The sequence below is a fragment of the Hyphomicrobium sp. 2TAF46 genome (assembly GCF_052114865.1).
Lineage (GTDB): Bacteria > Pseudomonadota > Alphaproteobacteria > Rhizobiales > Hyphomicrobiaceae > Hyphomicrobium_B.
Genome location: NZ_JBFRFO010000004.1, coordinates 333,951 through 357,244, shown reverse-complemented (window position 1 = coordinate 357,244; position 23,294 = coordinate 333,951). Strand labels below are relative to the sequence as shown.

Genomic DNA, 23,294 nt, shown 5'->3' with positions numbered 1-23,294 from the left:
AGAGGCGCGTGGAAAAGACGTCTTAACTGAACCTGTTTCAGCCCTTAATCAATGCTGGCCGTTATTAGCACGGGGTAGACTTAAAATTAATGTAAAGGATAGAATGTAAAGAATGGATTGCATTCTATCTGCACGGCCAGCCAGCGACTTCTACACCCGTTAAGGACACGAGTTCTATACCCTTTCAGGCATAGGCCGGGCACAAATCATCTGTGCAATGTCTGCTCTGGTTTTGGGTACGGGACGAAGTGCCAATTCAATAATTCAGCGTAGCGCGCATGTACTCGGAAACTCGGACCATGGTCGAAGATTCGTATCCTCTGTCGCCCCTCCAGCAGGGAATGCTGTTTCACCATCTTGAGGCGCAGGTTCCCGGCGTTGACGTGGAGCAGCTCGAGGTCGAACTCAACGAGCCGATCGACGCTGACCTGCTGGCACGCGCATGGGCCGTTGTCGCCGCGCAGCATCCGATCCTGCGCACCCGCTTCAGCTGGAAGGATTTACGGAATCCGATCCAGGAGGTTCTAAGCGAAGTCAAAGTTCCGTTCGACGTGCGAGATCTATCCGCATTGCCGGCGGCCAACCAAGTGGCGGCGCTGAATGCGTTCCTGACGGAAGATAGATTGACGGCTCTGCCTTTGGATCAGGCTCCGCTCTGGCGCGTAACCATGTTCCACCTTGGCGCAAACCGGCACCAACTTGTTTTCACATACTCTCACGCGATCCTCGACTCCTGCTTCGTGTTCATTATCCAAGAGGTGTTGGACACATACGCCGCGCTGGATCGGGGTGAACAACCTTCATTTCAAAGTCGGCCGCCATATCGCGATTTTATAGCCTGGCTAGGCGAGCACCTTGCGTCCAACGCGGATGCCGCTGAGACCTTCTGGCGGACGGCCCTCGCCGGGTTTCAGACTCCCACCAACTTGGAGGCGCTGCGTCTTCCGGGTGGCTCGACGCGCACACCCGGGCCTCACGGCACGCTCGCGCTGGAGCTGTCTCCCGAACAGACCGCAAAGCTCCACGCGCTCTGCGATAAGGCTGGGCTGCGAACGTCCACCGTCATAGAGGCGGCCTGGGCGCTCGTGCTTTCGGCGTTTTCCGGTCGTGAAGATGTAGTTTTTGGCGTTACGCGGACTTGCCGTCGGTCAACAATTCAGGACGCCGATCGGGTCGTCGGGCTTTTCATCAATACGGTGCCTGTGAGGGTGAAGCTGGACGGCGATATCCGTGCGCTCGAACTCTGCCAACAATTGCGGCGCAACCAGGTGGAAACGCGCGCCTTCGAGCATTCCCCCTTACCGGATGTTCTGCGCCACAGCGAGTTGCCTCGCACGCAGTCTCTCTTTGACACCATTATCGTCTTCAACGCTGAGACCAACGACGCGCGCTTCAAGTCGATCGGACCGGAGTGGCAACACCGGCACTTCAAGCTCCACGACCAGACGAATTTTCCATTCAACGTGATGGCCTATGACGGGCCTCAGATAACATTCAAGTTGTCTTACGATACCAGTTGTTTTTCGCGGTCGGCGGTCGACAGGATCGGCGATCTGCTGCACGTACTGCTGGCGGCAATCGCTGACAATCCGGATGCGAAGATTGGCGATCTGCCGCGACTCCCATCGCAAGATGCCCGGTTGGTGCTGGAGACGTGGAACGCTACGGACAAGCCGTTGCCTGGCCCAAACTGCGTTCACGAAGCCTTCGAAGCGCAGGCCGATCGGACACCGGACGCGGTGGCACTCGTTGATGGCGACAGGTCGATTACCTATCGCGAGTTGGACAAACGCGCCAATCAGCTGGCCCACGAGATCCTCGCTCAAGGCATCGCGCCGGATCAGATGGTCGGCATTTTCATCGAGCGCTCCATCGAGATGATGGTCGGCCTTCTCGGCATTTTAAAAGCCGGCGCGGCCTATGTGCCGATGGACCCGTCTTACCCCGCCGAGCGCCTCGCGATCATTCTCGAAGATACGCGGGCGCAGATCGTCGTTACGACAGCGGATCTGCGCAGCAAATTGCCCTCGGGATTAAATCTCATCGGCGCTGACTCGGCCGGGGAGCATGGAAATGCCGAGCGGCCGCGAACTGCAGTGGCCGGTAACAATCTGGCGTATGTCATATTCACGTCTGGCTCCACCGGACGCCCCAAAGGCGTGATGCTGGAGCACCGCAACGTAACAAGCTTCTTCACCGCGATGGATCAAGCGCTCGGAACGACGCCCGGCGTGTGGCTCGCGACAACCAGCATCGCCTTCGACATTTCGGTACTTGAGCTGTTCTGGACGTTGGCGCGCGGATTCAAGGTGGTGATCCAGAAGGAAGCCGAGCGCGAGGGACGCGCGGCCGCCCAACGAGCAAGCAGCACACCCATCGATTTCAGCTTTTTCTATTTCGCAGCCGACTCCAACGAGGCTGCCGATAGGGTCGGCGGCAGATACCGTCTGTTGCTCGAAGGCGCAAAATTTGCTGACGAGAATGGCTTTTCCGCCATCTGGACACCGGAACGCCACTTCCATCCGTTTGGCGGTTTATACCCAAACCCTGCGGTGACGGGCGCAGCGGTTGCCGCAGTCACTCGACGCATCGCCATCCGCGCCGGTAGCGTCGTGCTTCCCTTGCACAGTCCACTCCGTATCGCTGAAGAGTGGTCAGTGGTGGACAATCTCTCCAATGGCCGCGTCGGTCTGAGCTTCGCCTCCGGCTGGCACGTACGTGATTTCGCTCTGCAGCCGCAAAACTACAAAAACCGCCGCGAACTTTTTGCCCGCGGCATCGAAACGGTCAAAGCGCTCTGGCGCGGCGAGGCGATCGAGACGATCGATGGCGACGGACAGACGGTTGAGGTGAAGACCTTCCCGCCGCCGGTGCAGAAAGAACCGAAATTATGGGTAACTGCGAGTTCCCACCCAGATACGTTTGCGCTCGCAGGGCGGCTCGGCGCCAACATCCTGACGAACCTCCTGGTGATGAAGCCCGAGCAGTTCGTTGAGAACGTTGCCGTTTATCGCAAGGCCTGGGGCGATGCGGGCCATGCCGGCACGGGGTCGGTGACGCTGATGCTGCACACCTTCGTGGGCACAAATGAAGAGGAGGTACGCCGCAAGGTTCGCGGTCCCTTCATTGAATACCTCAAGACGTCCACCGACTTGGTCGCGAAAATGAGGTGGGAGTTGACGCCCTTCGCCAAGCGCGATGACCGCGACGCTTCCGACCCTCGTATGGCCCTGGCGGATCTTCAGCCCGAAGAACTCGACGCCATCATGGAGCACGCCTTCGCACGCTATTTTGAAACCGCGGGCTTATTCGGAACTCCGGCGTCTTGCGTCGCCAAGGTCGAGAAGCTGAAGGCATATGGCGTCGACGAAATTGCCTGCCTGATCGATTTCGGTATCTCGACCGATGAGGTATTGGTTAACCTTCCGCATCTCGATGAATTGCGCCGTTTGTCCAATCCTGACGTCGATGAACTGAGCCAGGATATTCCCTCGCAAATCGCCCGCCATGGCGTGACTCACCTGCAGGCCACGCCATCTCTTGCGAGCATTCTGGCGTCCGACGATGCCTCACTCGGTGCGCTGACCAATTTGCGCATGCTGCTGCTGGGCGGTGAGGCGCTTCCGCCTGCGCTGATCGAGCGACTACGTTCCAGATATCAGGGGCCGATCAACAATATGTACGGCCCTACCGAAACCTGCATCTGGTCGACGACAGCCAAGGTCGGCGGTGCCGGCGATCCGATCACCATTGGAGGGCCGATCGCGAACACCCGTGTCTACGTGGTCGATCAATTCCTCCGCCCACAGCCAATTGGAGTTCCCGGCGAAATTGTCATCGGTGGCGCGGGCGTTGCGCGCGGCTATCTGGGACGCCCAGAGCTGACCCAAGAGCGGTTCGTCCGCAATCCGTTTGGCCGGGACGATGAGCGTCTCTACCGCACGGGCGATCTCGGGCGTTGGCTCCCCAATGGCACGATTGAGTATCTCGGCCGGCTCGATCACCAGGTTAAGATTCGTGGTCACAGGATTGAGCCCGGCGAGATCGAATCCGTGCTGAGCCGGCATCCGTCGGTGAAGCAAAGCGCAGTCGTCCCGCGGTCCGACGAAGTGAGCAGCGAGCAACGGCTCATCGCCTATGTCGTGCCTGCAGCCAGCGGCAACGGAGCGTCGGCAGCTCCGAGCACGGCGCATTGGGAAACAATCTGGGACGAGACATATCGCGGCGGAGGTGAGGCGGTCTCTGAAACGGTGGGTTGGAGGAGCAGTTACACCGGCGAACAAATCCCTGAAGAGCAGATGCGGGATTGGATCGAGCGGACGGTTGAACGGGTCCAGGATCTCCGGCCGAAACGCCTCCTCGAGATCGGCTGCGGAACGGGCATGATCCTTTTGCGCGTTGCTCCGAGCTGCAATCGCTACCACGGGATAGACCTGTCCGCGGCGGCCCTTGCCCGCGTGAGAGCCGAAGCCGATCGCAAGGGGCTGGGCAACGTTGTCCTCGATCAGATGGCCGCGAACGCGCTCGCTTCTTTGGACGGCGGACCGTTCGACACGATCGTCATAAATTCCGTGGCGCAGTACTTCCCGAACGTCGAGTACTTTGTCGATGTTCTCAAGCAGGCTCTCGAGAGGCTGGCGCCAGGCGGCGCGATCTTCGTCGGCGATGTGCGCAGCCGGGCCCTTCTTGAGGTCATGTTGGCAGAAATCGAATTGCTCAGGGCCTCGCCCGAGACGCAGGTGGACGAGCTTCGCACGCGTCTGCGCAAGCGGAACGATGACGAGGCGGAATTGGTGCTCGACCCCGAGCTGTTTCGGGCGTTACCGAGGTTCATTCCCTCGGTCGAAAGTGTCGAAGTGGAACTGAAGACCGGGCGCGCGCCGAGCGAGATGACGCGCTTCCGCTACGACGTCGTCATCCGCAAGAAAGGCGGAATTTCGCTTTCCTCCCCGGCGACCACGACCAAGCAGGCACCCGAACGATGCACGCTCGAGGCGTTGGGCGACATTTTAAGATCTGCACAATCGCCCATTCGCGTGACCGGGATTCCAAATGCCCGGGTGGCATCGGCCGTAGCGGCACTCGACGAGCTCAATGCTTTGTCACCTTCGGAGAAGGTAGGTCTTCTAGCTGGTCGCTCTAGCAACGGCCTTCCGCACCCCGAGGGGATCGACCCCGAAGACGTGAGATCGCTCGCTGAAAATGGCGATGTGGCCATCGAGTGGTCAGCCGCCGGACGAGGGTTTTTCGACGCAGTCTATCGTCCTCGCGTGACAGGAGCGACACACGCGAATGATACGGGCGCCATTGGGATTGTCGCGCCGGTTGATGGCGCTTCGCCGGATTGGTCTCAGTATTCCAATCGCCCCGTGCTGCGTGGGACCGGGGAAGAGTCACTCGCGTCGGCTTTGCGTCAGCATCTTCGCAAAACGCTGCCCGAGTACATGGTGCCCTCGGCCTTTGTCACGCTCGACGCGTTGCCTTTAACTCCGAATGGCAAACTCGACCGGCAAGCTCTGCCGGCGCCCGATCGCGCGCGTCACGAGACCGCGACGGTCTTTGTCGCGCCAACGACGGACGTCGAACGCGAGCTTGCGAGCATCTTTGAGGATGTTCTGGGGTTGGCCGAAGTCGGGCTCGATGACAATTTCTTTGACCTTGGCGCCAGTTCCTTGACGATGGTCAGCGTGGTTGAGAAAATCCGCACGCAGATGGGCACGAAAGTGTCGCTTGTGCGCCTGTTTCAGTTCCCCACTTTGCGAAGTTTAGCCGCTTCGCTCGCAAACCGCGAACGCGATGCTGCATCTGTTACGCCGGAGCAGAGCCGCGCCAGTTTCCGCAAGGACTTGATGCAACGCCGGCGTGAAGCACGCGTCCGATAGTCGATTGATTCACAGGTGCGCGCGCTCCAACGCGCGCACGGGGATTCAACGATTACGCGACAAATAATAATCCCAGCGAATCCGGGAGCTGGGGAGCAACCAGAACGGCGCCAATCATCGCTCGGAGCGATCTCTCACGGAAGCGGGAGATCACATCGAATAAAGTTCTGCTCCTATAGCCTTTGCGAATCGAAAATCCGCCGAAATAGGAGATGACGTCCGGCTCCCAGCGAGCTTTCGAAATATCGGCACCGGTCGAGAGATTCACGATCCGAAATTTATTATCGATCGCCCATTTAATCGCTTCCACGACGACCGTCGTCATTACGCTGTAGCGGCCCCAGTGGGGATCGTAACCAGAGTAATAGAGATATAATTCGTCCCCGAATTTGAAGCCGATCCTGGTTGCCACGACCTCGTCGTTTATTACGAGCTGAAAAATTCGCAGCGCTCCGCGTCGAGCGAGTTCGGTGCAATACTGAAGCATGAAGGAACGGCTGACAGGCGAGGCAAAGACGTCGGGGTGTTTGATTGAGGCGCCGACGTTGGAACGAGCTGCATGAAGAGCAAAAAGCCGATCAAGCGCTGCTGGCACGTCTCCCGGCTTGTCAATGATGCGGAGCTGGAACGCAATTTTTTCGCTCGCAAGCGAATTGTAGCACTTTCTAATGGCCTGCTTCATATTCCTGGATAGGTTCGCTCTGAGCTGCTCCCAGCTCGATGGCAGATGCAGAATATGAACTGTCGTTTCTAGGTGTGGCGTTTGACGTATTTCTGCGGGCAATATCGTCGATGCATGTTCCAATCTGAGCCCGCGCCACTGCACCCAGTCGGCACCATTTGCATTGTCCAAAAATGCAGAGATCGAGCGAACGACCGCCGGAGTGTGTTCAGGCAGACAGAGGGGCCCGCGAAATTCTGTGACGTTCGAGTCCGCTCCAAAAAACTGAAGCTCCTTGGCGCTGAGCGGCCCATACCCCGGGCGTTGAGTCACAACCATCGGGGCGACAGCGGCAAGCTCGCCACTTTCGTCACGCAACAAGAAAAGGCGGGGGAAATCCTTCGCTTTTACATTGTTGCGTCGGTAATTCTGCCACCAAGTCGAAGCCCATAAATGCGTCGTAAACGGGAGACGAGGAGAGATACGCTCATGGAGCGCATCCCACTGCGCAATCAATTCGTGCAGGCCGGAGTCGTCAATTATCGTCTCGACGCTCAGCATCGGATCGCCTTCGGCACAAAAATGTGCGTGCGTTGTGATGCTTGCCGCTGATTTCATCATCGTCATTCTGGTCGTCGATATTGCGCTCGGGTATCGGAATTGAACACGGTAATCTTTACGCAGCTAGTGAAAAGCTTGGTAATTACGTTCCTAAGCCAGAATTTAGAAATTATAGGTGAATCGCGGGAACGACCGTGATGCGTACAGCAGGATGAACAGCATACGGTTCACAAGGGTAAGCCGCAACAGAAGCAGTGCAAAGATAACTTGAAATGCCGAGCTAGTTGCTGCTCGGTGCCTTTCCGTATTTGCTAATGAAATGACGAGGAACGGTTCCTCAGGGACGACGCCCTTCCGAGGACCCGCAGGCGATTTCAAACTCTCGATTAGGCACGTTCGGCAGTAGAGACCGCCGGCGAACTCTTCTCGCCGTCATGAGAAAACCTTGCCTTGAGCTTCTCGAGCAGCAGGTAAATCACCGGCGTCGTGTAGAGCGTCAGCACCTGCGAGACGACAAGCCCACCGATGATCGTGATACCGAGCGGACGTCGCAATTCCGACCCAGGACCGATCGCGACGGCGAGCGGAATAGCGCCGAGCAGAGCCGCGAGCGTCGTCATCAGGATGGGTCGGAAGCGCTGCAGGCATGCGTCGTAGATCGCGTCATGCGGCGAGAGCCCGCGCTCGCGTTCCGCGTGCAAGGCGAAATCGACGAGCATGATGCCGTTCTTCTTCACGATGCCGATCAGCAGAATGACGCCAATCAGCGCAATGACCGAGAGGTCCATGCTTGCCATCTGCAACGCGAGCAGCGCACCGAGACCCGCGGAAGGCAGGGTTGATATGATCGTCAGCGGATGCGCAAGGCTTTCGTAGAGAACGCCGAGCACGATGTAGATCGCGACGAGCGCCGCCAGTATCAGCAGCGTCTGCATTCGCGCCTGTTCGATGAAGGCCTTGGCGTCGCCCGCGGCTTCGCCGTGGATTGTCTCAGGCAGATGCAGGCGTTGCAGCGCCTCGTCGATGCCTTTGAGGCTCGTATCCAGGCTGACGCCCGGCCGCAAATTGTAGTTGATCGTCACGGCGGGGAAGGGACCCTGATGGTTGACCACCAGCGGCGCGATGCTTTCGCTCATCGAAACGAGGCTCGACAGCGGGATCTGCTGCGTGCGGTCGATGGTCGGCACATAAAGGCGCGAAAGATCCTTAGGGTGACCTTGCAGCTTTGGATCGATTTCGAGAATGACTTTGTATTGGTTGCGGTCGCCGTAAATCGTCGAGAACTGCGTCTGCGCAAAGGCGTTGGAGAGAGCATTATCGATGTCGGCAATCGCCACCTTCAGCCGCGACGCGACATCGCGATTAATGTTGACGTTGAGCTGCAGGCCGCCCGCCTCACGGTCGGACGTGACGTCTGCCAGTCCCGGCACGGCCTTCACCGCCTCGATGACTTTCGGTATCGACGCGTAGAGATCGTCGGCATTGAGCGACCATAGCGTATATTGATAATCCGCTTTGCCGGCGCGCGCTCCGGCGCGAATGTCCCGCGACGGCATCAGCCGCGTTGCGAGGCCGGCAACCTTACCGAGAGGCGCGCGCAGCCGGTCGATTACAACCGCCGTCGAAACGCCGCCACGCTCTTCGATTGGCTTCAGGCTGATGAACATGCGGCCTTGGTTTTGCGTCGGATTGGGGCCGCCCGCACCGATCGAGGAGCCAACGTTATCGACCGCAGGATCGGCAAGGATGATATTGAGCGATTGCTTCTGCAGTCTGCTCATCTCGGCGAATGAGACGTCGGTGCTGGCTTCCGTTGCGGCGATGATAAGGCCCGTATCGTCATCCGGCAGATAGCCCTTCGGAAGCACGCTGTAGAAATGGATCGTCAACACTATGGTCGCGACGAAGACCGCGAGCATGACAAGCTGATTACGGAGCGCAATTCGGAGCGTAAAGGCATAGGCCCTGACGACGAGCGCCAGCGCGCCTTCGAAAATCCGGTCGGCAAGGTTCCGGTGCTCTTCGGCCCCTGCTTTGATGAAGTGCGCGCAGATCATCGGCGTCACCGTCAGCGAAACGATCGCGGAGATGACGATTGCGAACGTGAGCGTCAACGCGAACTCGTGCAGCAGCCGGCCGACGATGCCGGTCATGAACAGCACCGGAATGAACGCCGCGATCAGCGATACCGATATTGAAATGACGGTGAAGCCGATCTGGTGCGATCCGGCGAGTGCCGCCGCGTAGGGCTTCATGCCCTTTTCCATGTTGCGATAGACGTTCTCGATCATCACGATCGCGTCGTCGACGACGAACCCGACGGCGACGGCAAGCGCCATCAGCGTCAGGTTGTTGACTGAGAACCCGGCCGCCCACATCGCGGCGCACGTCCCGGCGAGCGATAGTGGAACCGTTATTCCGGCCGCGATCGTCGGTGTCGAACGCCTGAGGAAAACAAACACGACGGACATGACGAGCAGGATCGTCAAGCCGAGCGTGAACTGCATGTCGTGCACGGACGCGCGGATGGTTGCCGTCCGGTCGGTCAGGATCGATATGTCGATACCCGCCGGGATCCATTCCTTGAGCTGCGGCAGCAGCGCCTTCACGCGGTCGACAGTATCGATGACGTTCGCCTCAGGCGTCTTTGTGATGATCAGCAGCACCGCTGGATCGTGGCCGAAACGCGCCGACGAACGCGCGTTCCGCGTCGCCTTGATGACCTTTGCAACGTCGCCGACCTTCACGATATCGCCGTTAGGCGAGTTCTTCACGACGATGTCTTTGTATTCGTCGGGCTCGGTCATCTGCGCGTTGGATTGCAGGATGATCGTCTGACGCTCGCCGTCAACCGAGCCGATCGGCGATAGATCGTTGGCATTGGCGACGGCATTTTTCACGTCGTCGAAACTGACCCCCATCGAAGCGACGAGCGTGGGGTCGACCTGGATGCGTGTCGCCGGCTGGTCGGCGCCGCTCACCGTCACGTCCGCCACGCCCTGGACCTGCGAAATGCGCTGCCCGATGACCGTGTCGGCGGTGTCGTAGATGTCGCTGGTCGTCATCGTCTTCGACGTCAACGCCAGAATGAGAATGGGTGACGCGGACGGATTGGCTTTGCGGAATGTCGGAACCTGCGGCAGGTCGCCCGGAAGATCCGCAGTCGCAGCGTTCAACGCGGCCTGCACGTCGCGGCCCGCGCCGTCGATATTGCGATTGAGATCGAACTGCATTGCGATCGTCGTCGATCCGAGCGAGTTCGTCGAGGTCATCTCCGTGACGCCGGCGATCTCGCCGAGCCGCCGTTCGAGCGGCGAGGCGACGCTCGACGCCATGGTGGCCGGATCGGCGCCGGGGCGCGTGGCCATGATGCGCACGGTTGGAAAATCGATCGCCGGCATGCTGGCAACAGGAAGGAGACCGTACGCCACGGCTCCCGCGAGAAACAAGCCGACGGCGAGCAGCGCAGTTCCGATAGGTCTCTCGATGAAGATGCGTGAGACGTTCATCGCCTACTCCGCGGCCTCCGAAAGGCTATCCGGTCTCTCCGCCAATCCGGCCATTGCGGGCTCCGCGGCCTTCCCTTCCCCCGTGTCGATACGGCGACCGCTGAGGCGCGCGCGAAGGCGTTCCATCGTGAGATAGATGACCGGCGTGGTGTAAAGCGTCAGCAGCTGGCTCAACAACAGACCGCCGACGATCGTGATGCCGAGCGGGTTTCTGAGCTCCGAACCCGTTCCGCTCTCGAGCGCCAGCGGCAGCGCGCCGAAAAGCGCGGCAAGCGTTGTCATCATGATCGGCCGGAAGCGAAGCAGAGCCGCTTCTTTGATCGAATCCCGCGGCGACAGCCCGCGCTCGCGCTCTGCTTCGAGCGCAAAGTCGATCATCATGATCGCGTTTTTCTTCACGATGCCCATGAGCAGAATGATGCCGATGAGCGCGACGAACGAAAGATCTTTGCCGGTGAGTTCCAGCGCCAGGGCCGCGCCGATGCCGGCCGATGGCAGCGTCGTCAAAATCGTGAACGGATGGATGAGGCTTTCGTAGAGAACGCCGAGCACGATGTAGATCGTCACGATGGCGGCGAGGATCAGCCAGGGCTGGTTCTCGAGCGACTTCGAGAATTCGGCCGCATCGCCATAGAAAGTGCCCGTCACCGACGCGGGGAGGTCGATGGACTTCTTGGCGGTGTCGATTGCCGCAAGCGCATCGCTGAGCGAAGCCTTGGGCGCGAGGTTGAAGCTGATCGTGATGGCCGGAAACTGATCCTGATGGCTGATCGCAAGTGGCGCGCTGTCATACTTCACCGAAGCGACGGAGGTCAGAAGAACCTGCGTACCCGTCGTGCTCGAAGGTACGTAGAGCCGGTCCAGCCGTGACGGGTCGCTGCGATATTCGGGCGCCGCTTCAAGAACGACGCGATACTGGTTGGCCTGTTCGTAGATCGTCGAGACCTGACGCTGGCCGAAGGCGTTGCTCAATGCATCGTTGACGGCCTGCATGGTGACACCGAGCCGCCCCGCAGTGACGCGATCGACATCGACGCGCGCGATCAGGCCGCCGTCGACCTCTTCGGATGCGACGTTGCGGAAGACCCGCGACTCATGAAGCGCGGCAGCCATTTTCTTCGCCCATTCGGACACCTCGTCGACGTCGGTGCTCGCGAGCGTGTACTGGTAGCGGGCGCGGCTTGCCTGCGTCGAGATCTGTACGTCCTGCACGGGCTGGAAGTAAACGATCGTGCCGGCAGTCGGTCTGACGGCGTGTTTCAGCCGCTCGATCACCTGCACGACATTCGATTGTCGTTCGTCGCGCGGTTTCAGCATGATCTTGAGGCTGCCGACGTTCTGCGTCGCGTTGAGCTGCCCGATGCCGACGATGGACGCGACGCCGGAAACATCGGGATCGGCCGCGGCGATGGCAGCGATGTCCTTTTGCAGGCGCGTCATCTCGGCGAATGAAATTTGCGGGCCGCCTTCGACCACGGCCGTAATGGCGCCCGTATCCTGGTCTGGCAGGAAGCCCTTCGGCATGATGACGTAAAGCCAGACCGTAACGACGACAGTGAGTAGCGCCACCAGAAGCGTTGCGACCTGATGGCGGAACACGAATTCCAGAGAGCGACCGTAGCCGCTGATCACGCGCTCGAAGAAGCGGCCGATCACGCCCGCCTTTTCGTCATGCCCGCCGCTGTGAAGAAGCCTGGAGCACATCATCGGCGTCAGCGTCAGCGACACGACGGCCGAGACGACGACGGCGATCGTCAGTGTCATCGCGAATTCGCGGAACATGCGTCCGACGAGGCCCGTCATGAACAGCAGCGGGATGAAGACGGCGATCAGCGACAGCGTCAGCGATATGACCGTGAAACCGATTTCGCGCGCACCGTCGAGCGCGGCCTTCATCGGCTTCTCGCCCTTTTCGATATGGCGCACGACGTTTTCGATCATCACGATCGCATCGTCGACGACGAAGCCCGTGCCGATGGTCAACGCCATCAGGGAGAGATTGTCGAGACTGAAGCCGCAGAAATACATGACGCCGAACGTGGCGATCAGCGACACCGGCAATGCCACGCCCGCGATGATCGTCGCCCGCATCGAGCGCAGGAACAAAAGTACGACCATGATGACGAGCCCGACGCTCAGAACGAGCGTGAACTGCACGTCGTTGACGGAGGCCTTGATCGTGCCGGTGCGATCGCTGACGACCTGCAGATTGACGCCCGCAGGCATGCTGCTTTCGACGCGCGGCAGCTCTTGCTTGATCCGCGCAACGGTATCGAGGACGTTCGCGCCCGGCTGTCTTTGCACGTCGACGATGACGGCGGGCTTGCCATTGTACCAGCCGCCGACGCGCGTGTTCTCGAGACCATCGGAGACGCGTGCCACGTCCTTAATGCGAACCGGCGCGCTGTTGCGATAGGCGATGATGACGTCTTCGTAGACGTGCGCCTGGTCGATCTGGTCGTTGGCGGCGATCGTGTACGATTGCTTCTCGCCGTCGAGCGAACCTTTGGGACCGGCGACGTTGGCGCTTGCAATCGCGGTGCTGAGATCGGCCATGCTGAGGCCGTAGCTCGCGAGACGCGACACGTCGGCTTCGACACGAACGGCGGGCTTGATGCCGCCCTCAATGGCGACGTGACCGACGCCCGACACGGAAGCCAGCCGCTGCGCCAGCAGCGTATCGGCGAGATCAGACAGCTGGCGGAGCGATTGAGTATCGGACGTTAGCGCCAGCGTGACGATCGGCGTGTCGGCAGGATTGACCTTCGAGTAGGTCGGCGGGTAGGGCAGGTTGCGCGGTAGCGTTGAACCGGCAGCGTTGATGGCCGCCTGCACGTCCTGCGCCGCCGCGTCGATATCCCGGTCGAGATTGAATTGCAGCGTGATCCGGCTGAGGCCGAACGAACTCGTCGATGACATCGACGCCAGCGATTGGATCTGCCCGAACTGGCGTTCGAGTGACGCCGTGACGAGCGTCGACATCGTCTCCGGGCTCGCACCCGGAAGCTCGGTCGTAACCTCGACGGTCGGAAAATCGACCTGCGGCAGCGACGATACCGGCAACGAGAGGTAGCCGAGGATACCGCCGAGAATGGTCGCGACCGCGAGGAGGAATGTCGCGATCGGCCGCTCGATGAAGGGCCGGGAAACGCTCATGGCGACGCGCCGTTATCCCGATGTGAATGATGATGTTTGCCGGAGGTTTTGCCGCCTTCGTTCGTCGAACCCGTCACGAGGGCCGCATCCGGTGCTGCGGCCGGAGCCATCGCCTGCGCGGCTTGCACGCTGGCGGTTGACGCGTCGCCGGCGCTGGCAGCCTTCTTGCCGTCCTTGCCGTCGGCCGATTTCTTCGACAGCGCGGGCGGGCTCGGCTGGGGCGCATTGCCGTCGCTGACCGAGACGATCGCGCCATCCTTGAGCCGGCCGAAGCCGCTCGTGACGACCTTCTCGCCCGCAGTCAGCCCATCGGCGATGACGGCGTATTTCTCGGTCTGCCGCGAGATCTTCACCTGACGCATCTCGGCCGTGTTGTTGGCGCCGACGACGTAGACATATGTGCCGTCGGGTCCGCGCTGCACGGCTTCCGGCGGAGCGACGATCACGCCCTTCAGCGTATCGACGAGCAGGCGGACATTGACGAACTGCCCCGGCCAAAGCTGCCGCTTGTCGTTCGGGAAATCGGCTTTGAGGCGGATCGTGCCGGTCAGCTGATCGACCTGATTGTCGATCACCTTCAGCGTGCCGGTATCGAGTTCGGTCTGGCTATCGGTCGTCAGCGCAGAAGCGACGAGGGCGCTTTCCGCGATCGATTTTGTCAGTGTGGGGAGCTGCTGCTGCGGCAGGGTGAACAGGACGGAGATCGGCTGCACCTGCGTAATCACGACGATGCCGCCCGCGTCTCCGGAATGAACGAGGTTGCCTTCATCGACAAGCCGGATGCCCGTTCGGCCATCAAACGGTGAGACGATCGTCGTGTATCCGAGGATCGCGGTCGCGTTCTCGATCGCGGCGGCATCGGCTTTGATCTGTGCCGTCTGCTGCGCGACAAGCGCGACCTGCGTGTCGATCTGCTGCTGCGAGATGGCCAGCGTGCCGACCTTCTGGTAACGCTCGAGATCCTTTTTCGTGTTGGCGAGCAGCGCTTCGTCCAACGCCTTCTTCGCGATGGCCTGATCGAGCTGCGCCTGATAGGTTACGGGATCGATCTTCGCCAAGACGTCGCCCTTCTTGACGTCCTGGCCTTCCTTGAAATTGACGCTCAGAAGGCGCCCGTCGACCTGGGCGCGCACGGTTGCCGTGTTGAGCGCTTTGACCGAGCCAACGCCTTCGAGATAGACGGGCACATCCGCCGTCTCGGCGTTCTTCGCAATGACGGCCACCGGGCCGCCGCCCATCCCCGCGCCGCGCCGGTTGGCGTTCGCGCTCTCGGACACCGGCTGGTGCGTCGCATAGTAAACGCCGCCGGCGATAGCGCCCACAAACACAATCGTAGAAACCCACCGCAGTAGCGTCATCGCCGCTCTTTTCCGCTTGAACCCCGTCGGGCGCCGTGACAGCACGGCACACATCGGCTTTTCGTCCTAACACCCGGATATGAAACGTGCAGTTCGGATGAATCCGTTGCCCCATCGCGTGTGACGTGAATATACGGGCGCCCACACTGCGACATACAACGTACAGTAGGGCGCCGTGACCTAGTCTATCCGGTCGATCTTTCGAATAAGGCCTACTTCCGAGGCCGTTTTATGCTCAGGAGAGCCCCACCGCCGAGCCGCGCCTCAGCACGATACCCAGTATTGTTAAATTAACGACATATTTCGGGGGAGAGCCACGCCGCGCCGAAGCGACCGGCCGGATATGTCATCCTCGAACGGACGATCCCCGGGGGAGGCCGTTCGGGGATCCAGCGTGAGAAGCGCCGAAGGCACGATATTGCGTCTTCGACGAGTCTAACGCTGGTCCCCCGGCCTTTGCCGCGCTCGGCCGAGGATGACGAACAATCTCGGCTGGTCGTCTTACCCCGCCGCCTTCGGCTCGAATTTCAGTGCCACACCATTCATGCAGTAGCGGAGGCCAGTCGGCTTTGGCCCGTCGTCGAAGACGTGACCGAGATGGCCGCCGCAGCGGCGGCAATGAACTTCCGTTCGCGTCATGAAGTAGCTGTTGTCGGTCGTCGTCTCGACGGCGTTGTCGAGCGGCTTCCAAAAGCTCGGCCAGCCTGTGCCGCTGTGGAACTTCGTGTCCGAGGAAAAGAGCGCCAACGTGCAACCTGCACAGAGGTAAGTTCCGGCTGCATCATTCTGATCCAGAGGCGAACTTCCGGCGCGTTCCGTGCCTTGCTTGCGCAGAACGTCGAACTGCTCCGGCGTCAGCTCCTTCTTCCACTCGGCATCGGACTTCGTGACCTCGAACTTCTCGGCGGTCCCTTCAGCGGCAAACCCCGAAGCGGACTTGAGCGTTGCGAACCCCCCGGCCAGGGCTATGCCCAGCCTCGAAAAATCGCGCCGTGAAAACATGGCTCGTCACCTTGGTTTCGTTTCCTTTTTTCGGCGCCCTAAACGCCGTCTTGCCGGAGAGTACGAAGCCTCTCTCTTTTTCGTTTCAGCCGTTGGCCGGCTTTTCTGACCTCAAATCTGTATCTCGAGCCGCTTCTCGACGGTGATTTCCGAAGGGCTGAGGCGGCACCTATAGCAGAGCATTTCGACTCCGGAAGCTGCGGCTGTCTGAAATGCCGCGGCATAAGCGGGGTCGATATCTGCCGCGACCGAGAATTGCTCGGCGTCGCTGCGCTGCACAAGAAACACCATGACGGCGCGATGGCCTTCCTCGACCATGCTGGCGAGCTCGCGTAAGTGCTTGGCGCCCCGATCCGTTTTGCTGTCGGGGAATTCGGCCTCGCCTGCATTGCGCATCAGGTGCACGTTTTTCACCTCGACGTAGCAATTGTGAGGACCCTTGCCGCCCGACAGCAGAACGTCGATCCGGCTGTTGACGCCATATTTCACTTCGCGCCGCAGCGACCCATAACCGGCGAGTTCCGGGATCAGTCCCTGCTGAATGGCTTCCGTCACGAGGCCATTGGGACGGCCTGAATTGATGCCGACGAGATGCGGCCCCTGGCCGAGATCGGCCTCGATCATTTCCCAGGTATGGCGATATTTCCGCGTCGGGCTGTCGCTTTCGGACAGCCACACCCGTGATCCGGGCGTCGTAAGCCCGAGCATGGAGCCCGTGTTGGGACAGCTGGCCGTGATCGTGACGCCGTCGGCTAACGTCACGTCCGCGAGGAAGCGTTTGTAGCGTTGAACGAGAATGCCGGGAATGAGGGGATGTGCAAATTTCATTGCCACGCCATATCGGCGAACGAGAGCAACCAGCAAGTGTTTTCGTGCCGCGACTTCAGATGCTAAGACGAGAAGGCAATGCAGACATCGGCGAGCGGGACCTTGGCTGAAGAACGGATCGTGACGGCAGCACTGCTCGTCATCGGCGACGAAATCCTTTCCGGACGAACGAAGGATCGGAACATCGGCGCGGTTGCCGAGCATCTGACCAATATCGGCATCAGGCTCCGCGAAGTTCGCGTCGTGCCCGACGACGAGGACGCTATCGTCGCCGCCGTCGATGCCCTCAGAAACCGCTACGATTATCTCTTCACGACCGGCGGCATTGGCCCGACCCACGACGACATCACGGCGGACACCATTGCCAAAGCGTTCGGCGTGCCGATCGGCGTTGACGCGAGAGCCGAGAAAGTTCTTAGCGACTACTACGCGGCCAAGGGACTGGGCCTGACGCCTGCGCGCCTGCGCATGGCGCGGGTACCGTCGGGAGCCGACTTGATCGAAAATCCGGTTTCAGGCGCGCCGGGCTTTCGCATCGGCAACGTCTTCGTCATGGCCGGCGTGCCAGTAATTGCCGAGGCGATGCTGCAAAGGGTGACGCCGGACCTGAAGACCGGCGCCAAGCTTCTGTCCGTGACCATTCCGGTCAACCGCCCGGAAAGCGAGATCGCCGACGTTTTTTCCGCCCATCAGCAGCTTTATCGCGACGTCCAGATGGGAAGCTATCCGTTGCTTCGCGACGGCCGCCCGGCATCCGATCTGGTGTTGCGTTGCTCGGATGAGGACCGTCTCGCCGAAGCCGCAGCCACGCTGAAGGTAGCCTTGCACCTGTAGCGAAGCCGTCGCCCGCGTTCGGATCTTCGAAACAAGCGCCGGTTGGCGATGGGCCGCAAAACGCGGCCCGTTTGCTCAATTCAGCCGTACCCGCTCGCTCTCGTCGAACTCAGCGGAGCGCGCGTTCGACGTCGTGGGCGCGTCGCCGCCAAAAAGATCGTACTGAACGTCGAGAGCATCGAGGAACGCTGCGGCCATGTCGAGAAGCGGCCCGAGAGCAATGCGCTTCGCGACAAGAAAGTTGTCATCGATCGTCAGATCCGAGGCGACGCGTACGGCCGGTGCGTCCGGCGCGATGAGGCCGCGGCTGCGGACATAGGCAACGATGCCGTCGGCGGTGTCGAAGTCGGTGCTCCGCGCATCGCCGCTTTCCTCGACCGCGTCGAGCAGAATGGCGGTGCCAGAGACGAAGAGCTTCGCAATGGTGCGGAAGCGGTCGTCGCATTCGGCGAGCGAGCTTGCGTGGGAGCGGGCCTTCAGCACGCGGGCGACGAGCATGAGCTCGAGGCTACGAACCTCCTCCGCCAGCGAGCGCTGCCGCACGATGAAGTCGCTCGGATCGGAAGGCGTCTCCGCCAGTGCCCGCCAGTCGCCGCCGCGCGCCATCAAGTCCTCGCCGGCGGCCAGCGCGGCATCGAGATGATCGGCGAGCATGTAGACCGACAAGGGGGCCCGCATCTGGTGTGCCATCTCTAACTCCGCATTCCTCAAGATTTATCTGGGCGGAAAATGCCCTGATTCGTGAGGCACTAACCAGCTTCACGGGAATCGGCCGAGGGACAATGGGGAGCGATGAGGATAAGGTGTGGACCGTGCTGACGAACTTATCACGAATGCGATAAAAACGGCGAAAAACCGGGCATCTTTTGGCGATCCGAGGGAATCTCGCTTGCGAGAGACCGGTCCTGAATCGCACGATTAAGCCGAGGATTAGCGCCTCTCAATCAGCATAAGGCGCCGCGATATTCACAACTCTGTCACCGAAAGAATACGAAAACGGCGTTGCGGCACCCCTACAACCCGAGTTTGAGCCTGCGCCGAGGCCAAAAATGTCTCGGCATCGACCTTCCGGACAATGCGCCGGACAGGCGTTTTTTCCGGTGCGCTTCGCGGCACGAGCACTTTCAGTTCCTTTGTGACCGCCTTCTCGGCTGGCTTTCGGCTGACCTTCGGAACCGTGATGACCTTGCGGCTGCGGGACTCCTTCAGCCGGATATCGAGCCTTGGCGCAACCTCGCCGAGCCTCCGTGCACGAAGCACCATCGATTTCGTCGCGTTCTTTCCCACAACGCCGGGAGCAGCTGTCGCCTCAGGCTCCGGCGCCGGACCTTCGCTGAATTCGGACGGCGTCAGAGGCATCGGCACGTCCAGGAGAGCCACCTGATCGAACGGCGGCGGTGCGGGCGCGATCGGTTCCGCGGGTGCTGTGACGAGCTGCGGCGACAGCGTCGCCGCAATACTCGGCTTTTGCAGCACCGTGGGCGGTGGCGTTGGTGCGAGGGTTGCCCCGATGCTCGGCTTCAGGGGCGTGCGGACTGAAGGCTTTGGCGCTTCGGCTGTTTCGGCGATCTGCCTATAGGCAGCAGCAACAGCTCGGGAGACGTTGGTCGTTGTAGACTCGGCGGATGATCGCCGCGAAGCGTAATCGCGGGCGGGCGCCGGCTTCGGCACATTTGCGGCCGGCAGAGGGCGAGCCTCCGCGTGAGGGACTTCGGAGACCGGAAGGGTAGGGGCCGGCTCCGGCGCGGTAGCTGGGAGCGGCGCCGCGGCCGCTTTCGGTGTAACCGCGTTTTCCACGCGCTTCAGCGCCGCGTTCGATGATCTTTGCGCTCGGGAGCGGCGGCCAAGCCAGGAAAAAAACCGGAAAACGAGGCCGCTGGCGATGACGAAGAGCAGGGCCCAGGCGAGGACGGCGACTTCCGGCGGCAAGGGAACCTCCAACGGCAACGCTACGCTGAATAACGTCCCCAAACGCTCGCGCGCGTCAACTGTCAGCACAAAAATTATTCACGCGAGCGGCGCCGAACGGCAGCGCCATGAAAAAAGGCGCGGCCTACGGGCGCGCGCCTTTCCAAACCAGTTCTGATCTTTGACTGATCAGAACACTTTCGAGAATACGAAGTAGAGCGAGCCGGCGAGAACGACCGAGACCGGCAGCGTCAGCACCCAGGCCATGATCAGGTTGCGCACGGTCGCCCACTGCAGGCCCGAACCGTTGGCGGCCATTGTTCCGGCGACACCCGACGACAGAACGTGGGTGGTCGAAACAGGCAAGCCGTAGGCATCGGCGGCGCCGATGGTCGCCATGGCGACGAGTTCGGCGGATGCCCCCTGCGCGTAGGTCAGATGCGTCTTGCCGATCTTCTCGCCAACCGTCACGACGATGCGTTTCCACCCGATCATCGTGCCGAGACCGAGCGCGATCGCGACCGCGACCTTCACCCAGAGCGGGATGAAGCGCGTTGCCTTGTCGAGCGAGCCCTTGAACGCGGTGATCGCCTTGACTTCGTCGGGTTGCAGGTTGTTTGCCTTGTCCTTCAGCAGGAAGCGAAGGGCTTCCGACGCCAAGTACATGTCGTTACGGACGTTCGAGACGGCGCCTGCGGGCACCTTGTCGAGCGTGCCGTAAGTATCGACCTGCTGGGAGATTTCGCGCACCAGAACCGCAAGGCTCGGATACGTGCCCTCGTTGATCGTGCGCGCCGAGATGTAGGCCTCTACGGCCGGGCGCGGGTTGCCGAGTACGTTATAGCCCGACGCCTGTTTTTCGATCACGGTGGCGGCAGCCGCAGCGTTCGCCTTGAACTCGACGATCTGCGTCGGAGCCGGCGTCCGGTTCAGAGCGTAGGCCATCGGAACGGTACCGATGAGGATCAGCATGATGAGGCCCATGCCCTTCTGTCCGTCGTTCGAGCCGTGCGCGAACGAAACGCCAGTGCAGGTGAGGATCAGCAGGCCGCGGATCCACCACGGCGGCGGCTGCTTGCCTTCCGGTTCCTTGTAGAGCGCGGGATTGCGGAGAACGAACTTCAAGATGAGAAGCAGCAGTGCCGCGAAGCCGAAGCCGACGAGCGGAGATACGAGCAGCGAGGTGCCGATTTCTTGAGCCTTGCCCCAGTCGACACCCGAGGTGCCGTTGCCGCCATGCAGCAGCGAGTTGGCGACGCCGACGCCGATGATCGAGCCGATCAGCGTATGTGATGACGAGGAGGGGAGCCCGAGCCACCACGTTCCGAGGTTCCAGATGATGGCCGCAATCAACAGCGCGAAGACCATCGCGAAGCCGGCGCTGGAGCCGACCTGCAGGATGAGCTCAACGGGAAGCAGCGAGATAATGCCGAAGGCGACGGCGCCCGTCGAAAGCAGCACGCCGAGGAAGTTGAAGAAGCCGGACCAGAGCACGGCGACGTTGGCGGGCATCGAGTGCGTATAGATGACGGTCGCGACCGCGTTGGCCGTATCGTGGAAGCCGTTGACGAATTCGAAGCCGAGCGCGATCAGCAAGGCGACGCCGAGCATCAAGAGCGGCAGCCAAGTCGTAACCGGAACCTCGGCGGCCGAGATGTCCTGATAGAGACTGTAGGCGGTGAAGAACAGGCCACCGGCCAGCAGCGCAAGAAAAATGAATACCGTAATAGTGCTAGTGCCGTGATCGAGATTGGGCTTGCTGCTTGGTGTGCCCGCCCCCGCCAATCCACCGTTCAACGCCACGTCAGACATGATTGAATTGCCCCCCAAATACGCATTTCCGGGGCGAAATAGCGCTGCGCATATTTCAGTATCATGACATTTAGATGTGACGCGAAGAGAAGGAGTTTTGCCTGACTTTCTTGGCGGGAAAAGTTCTTAACTCCCTAGCGCTGCGACGCCGGTTGAGAGCCCACTTTCGCCCAGTAGCAAATCTCCTGCTTTGAGCCGAGTTTGCAGCGCCGGACTTCTCGCGCGTCGCCTTTGGATACCTCGAGCGCGTCGTGCTTTGCGGGATGGGCCGCTGCGATGTCAGGCGCTATCGCCGATATGAGCAACGTCCCCAGGCATGCTGCAAATACGAACGACATCCTTTTCGACAATTCGCGAAACGTGAATGCGCGCATAGCTAAATCCCCCATTTGAGATCGGCCCGCCGCGGTGCCTCGCAGTAGGTCAATAAATAGTATCGTATAATATAACAAACGAAGTGGCAACTGCGAGCCGGGAGTAGAGCGAGGGTAGTGAACGCCGGACCCAGGCCCCGCGGGCGCGCAAAGCAAATTACCTTCGGAGCATTTCAATTCTTCTTCTTTCTCTTTTCGGGAACCCCTCCGTAGCGTGGCAGAGCAGCTCAGGACCAGGCTGTGAGCACCTCTCGGGGAGAGACCAAGAATGAAGATCGTGAAATTGATTTTGCTCGGAGCGTTCGCTCTGGGGGCGAGCGTGTCTGCGCAGGCCGCGACATCGGCGCCGAAGCTACATGCACATGGCTCGGTTGCGACCCTCGCCAAAGCCGACAAGGACGAGAAGAAGAAAAAGGCCGCCCATGCGCACCACGTGAAAAAGCACAAGGTCGCGCAAGTGCAGCCGAAGAAGCCCAAAGCGCACAAAGTTCACGCGCACAAGGCTAAGAAGGACAAGGACAAGCACTGACCCCTGATCGCGTTCCGGCCGGGGGGCGGGATAGCGTTATCAGCCGTCAAGGGCACTTTCCGTTTTCGCGTTCGGAGAGTGCCCTTGGCGGGTTTTTGTTTTTTGGGGCAAATCCTGAAACACCGTCATCCCGGCGAAGGCCGGGATCCAGACAAGCCAAAAACAAACAAGGCGCCACTTGCGAGGCGCCTTGAAGGAATTCGGTCGTCTTCGACGAGACGCACGCTAGATCTCGGGACGCGTTGGCGTGGGGCTACGAACTGATTTTTGATCGCGTGGAATCTGAGCCCTATTTTCGAGCCTGTTCAAGAGTCCAACCTTCTTCTGGATTGAGAGCCAAGTCGAAATGGCGAACAAAATCGCAAAGGTATGTGCCCCCCAAAGGCAATCCAAAAAAGCAAAATATCAGAAACACCATACCAATGCCGGGGGCTTGATAGCCAGCGTCCACCCCAGCGTTCCAAATCGCGATAGACCAAACTAAGAAAATCGGAATCCAAAGAAGGTACGCCGCTGTTAGCATCCATCTCTCATCGGCGTCTTTGGACAAGTAGGTTCTTTGAGCGTGCCAACGCCTTTGTACTTTTCTGCGGATGAAATACAGCAATAGCAGTAGGCTATAGACTATTGAACACAATGAAATCACTGCCAGCGCGAACGGATTATTCTTGAGAAATGATTCGGCGGGCAACGTAACGAAGCCCGAAATGATGCAGACGAGACCGACCATGTCCACAGCGAACCCGACCGCGCCCGCTATAAGAGCAAACATTTCACCGTTCGGGCTCTGGGCTGCTTTGTTTCGCGATCTCGCTGCCATTTAGTTTCCTCCAATACGCACGAAGAACAAGAGGTGCCGACTGGGCCGGCACCTCGCAAA

The 23,294-nt window shown here is 60.4% G+C and carries 13 protein-coding genes; 3 read left to right on the top strand and 10 right to left on the bottom strand.

Annotated elements, in window-relative coordinates:
* Nucleotides 1-299 precede the first annotated feature (299 nt).
* A complete protein-coding gene (locus AB4Z24_RS11070) occupies nucleotides 300-5,882 on the top strand; it encodes a MupA/Atu3671 family FMN-dependent luciferase-like monooxygenase (RefSeq protein WP_441708231.1) in 5,583 nt (1,860 codons plus the stop codon).
* 52 nt (nucleotides 5,883-5,934) lie between these two features.
* Here AB4Z24_RS11070 and AB4Z24_RS11065 read toward each other — a convergent pair whose 3' ends face one another.
* The 6 genes from AB4Z24_RS11065 to sfsA form a co-directional block, all read right to left on the bottom strand.
* Nucleotides 5,935-7,170 carry a GNAT family N-acetyltransferase gene (locus tag AB4Z24_RS11065; protein WP_441708230.1) on the bottom strand — a complete coding sequence of 412 codons (1,236 nt, stop codon included), beginning with the start codon at nucleotides 7,168-7,170 and terminating at the stop codon, nucleotides 5,935-5,937.
* A 320-nt stretch (nucleotides 7,171-7,490) separates the two neighbouring features.
* Complete coding sequence (locus AB4Z24_RS11060; protein ID WP_441708229.1) at nucleotides 7,491-10,613, bottom strand: efflux RND transporter permease subunit; 3,123 nt, start codon at nucleotides 10,611-10,613, stop codon at nucleotides 7,491-7,493.
* A gap of 3 nt (nucleotides 10,614-10,616) precedes the next feature.
* Nucleotides 10,617-13,769: an efflux RND transporter permease subunit gene (locus AB4Z24_RS11055; RefSeq protein ID WP_441708228.1), complete on the bottom strand. Its 3,153-nt coding sequence runs from the start codon at nucleotides 13,767-13,769 to the stop codon at nucleotides 10,617-10,619.
* Nucleotides 13,766-15,127 carry an efflux RND transporter periplasmic adaptor subunit gene (locus AB4Z24_RS11050; protein ID WP_441708227.1) on the bottom strand — a complete coding sequence of 454 codons (1,362 nt, stop codon included), beginning with the start codon at nucleotides 15,125-15,127 and terminating at the stop codon, nucleotides 13,766-13,768. The genes AB4Z24_RS11055 and AB4Z24_RS11050 overlap by 4 nt, the downstream gene beginning before the upstream one ends.
* Before the next feature lie 501 nt (nucleotides 15,128-15,628).
* Entirely contained in the window at nucleotides 15,629-16,129 is a 501-nt protein-coding gene (gene msrB / locus AB4Z24_RS11045) for a peptide-methionine (R)-S-oxide reductase MsrB (RefSeq protein ID WP_441708226.1), read from the bottom strand.
* Between the two features lie 111 nt (nucleotides 16,130-16,240).
* Nucleotides 16,241-16,957: a DNA/RNA nuclease SfsA gene (sfsA, locus tag AB4Z24_RS11040; RefSeq protein WP_441708225.1), complete on the bottom strand. Its 717-nt coding sequence runs from the start codon at nucleotides 16,955-16,957 to the stop codon at nucleotides 16,241-16,243.
* A gap of 78 nt (nucleotides 16,958-17,035) precedes the next feature.
* On the opposite strand from sfsA, the gene AB4Z24_RS11035 reads away from it, so the two are divergent.
* Complete coding sequence (locus AB4Z24_RS11035; protein WP_441708224.1) at nucleotides 17,036-17,791, top strand: competence/damage-inducible protein A; 756 nt, start codon at nucleotides 17,036-17,038, stop codon at nucleotides 17,789-17,791.
* Between the two features lie 75 nt (nucleotides 17,792-17,866).
* On the opposite strand, the gene AB4Z24_RS11030 is transcribed toward AB4Z24_RS11035, so the two are convergent.
* The 3 genes from AB4Z24_RS11030 to AB4Z24_RS11020 form a co-directional block, all read right to left on the bottom strand.
* On the bottom strand, nucleotides 17,867-18,481 hold the full coding sequence (locus AB4Z24_RS11030) for a hypothetical protein (RefSeq protein WP_441708223.1): 615 nt from the start codon (nucleotides 18,479-18,481) through the stop codon (nucleotides 17,867-17,869).
* A gap of 276 nt (nucleotides 18,482-18,757) precedes the next feature.
* The gene (locus AB4Z24_RS11025; protein ID WP_441708222.1) at nucleotides 18,758-19,789 is read right to left on the bottom strand and encodes a hypothetical protein; all 1,032 of its coding nucleotides are present in this window, start codon (nucleotides 19,787-19,789) and stop codon (nucleotides 18,758-18,760) included.
* 99 nt (nucleotides 19,790-19,888) lie between these two features.
* The gene (locus AB4Z24_RS11020) at nucleotides 19,889-21,511 is read right to left on the bottom strand and encodes an inorganic phosphate transporter (protein WP_441708221.1); all 1,623 of its coding nucleotides are present in this window, start codon (nucleotides 21,509-21,511) and stop codon (nucleotides 19,889-19,891) included.
* A 642-nt stretch (nucleotides 21,512-22,153) separates the two neighbouring features.
* Between AB4Z24_RS11020 and AB4Z24_RS11015 the strand changes: the two genes are divergently transcribed.
* Nucleotides 22,154-22,414: a hypothetical protein gene (locus AB4Z24_RS11015; protein ID WP_441708220.1), complete on the top strand. Its 261-nt coding sequence runs from the start codon at nucleotides 22,154-22,156 to the stop codon at nucleotides 22,412-22,414.
* Between the two features lie 289 nt (nucleotides 22,415-22,703).
* On the opposite strand, the gene AB4Z24_RS11010 is transcribed toward AB4Z24_RS11015, so the two are convergent.
* On the bottom strand, nucleotides 22,704-23,234 hold the full coding sequence (locus tag AB4Z24_RS11010) for a hypothetical protein (protein WP_441708219.1): 531 nt from the start codon (nucleotides 23,232-23,234) through the stop codon (nucleotides 22,704-22,706).
* Nucleotides 23,235-23,294 lie beyond the last annotated feature (60 nt).

What these genes read in the sequence shown, in the direction of transcription:
- AB4Z24_RS11070 (WP_441708231.1), top strand. Translation starts at nt 300, where the DNA reads ATGGTCGAAGATTCGTATCCTCTGTCGCCCCTCCAGCAGGGAATGCTG.
- AB4Z24_RS11065 (WP_441708230.1), bottom strand. Translation starts at nt 7,170, where the DNA reads ATGACGATGATGAAATCAGCGGCAAGCATCACAACGCACGCACATTTT.
- AB4Z24_RS11060 (WP_441708229.1), bottom strand. Translation starts at nt 10,613, where the DNA reads ATGAACGTCTCACGCATCTTCATCGAGAGACCTATCGGAACTGCGCTG.
- AB4Z24_RS11055 (WP_441708228.1), bottom strand. Translation starts at nt 13,769, where the DNA reads ATGAGCGTTTCCCGGCCCTTCATCGAGCGGCCGATCGCGACATTCCTC.
- AB4Z24_RS11050 (WP_441708227.1), bottom strand. Translation starts at nt 15,127, where the DNA reads ATGACGCTACTGCGGTGGGTTTCTACGATTGTGTTTGTGGGCGCTATC.
- msrB (WP_441708226.1), bottom strand. Translation starts at nt 16,129, where the DNA reads ATGTTTTCACGGCGCGATTTTTCGAGGCTGGGCATAGCCCTGGCCGGG.
- sfsA (WP_441708225.1), bottom strand. Translation starts at nt 16,957, where the DNA reads ATGAAATTTGCACATCCCCTCATTCCCGGCATTCTCGTTCAACGCTAC.
- AB4Z24_RS11035 (WP_441708224.1), top strand. Translation starts at nt 17,036, where the DNA reads ATGCAGACATCGGCGAGCGGGACCTTGGCTGAAGAACGGATCGTGACG.
- AB4Z24_RS11030 (WP_441708223.1), bottom strand. Translation starts at nt 18,481, where the DNA reads ATGGCACACCAGATGCGGGCCCCCTTGTCGGTCTACATGCTCGCCGAT.
- AB4Z24_RS11020 (WP_441708221.1), bottom strand. Translation starts at nt 21,511, where the DNA reads ATGTCTGACGTGGCGTTGAACGGTGGATTGGCGGGGGCGGGCACACCA.
- AB4Z24_RS11015 (WP_441708220.1), top strand. Translation starts at nt 22,154, where the DNA reads ATGAAGATCGTGAAATTGATTTTGCTCGGAGCGTTCGCTCTGGGGGCG.
- AB4Z24_RS11010 (WP_441708219.1), bottom strand. Translation starts at nt 23,234, where the DNA reads ATGGCAGCGAGATCGCGAAACAAAGCAGCCCAGAGCCCGAACGGTGAA.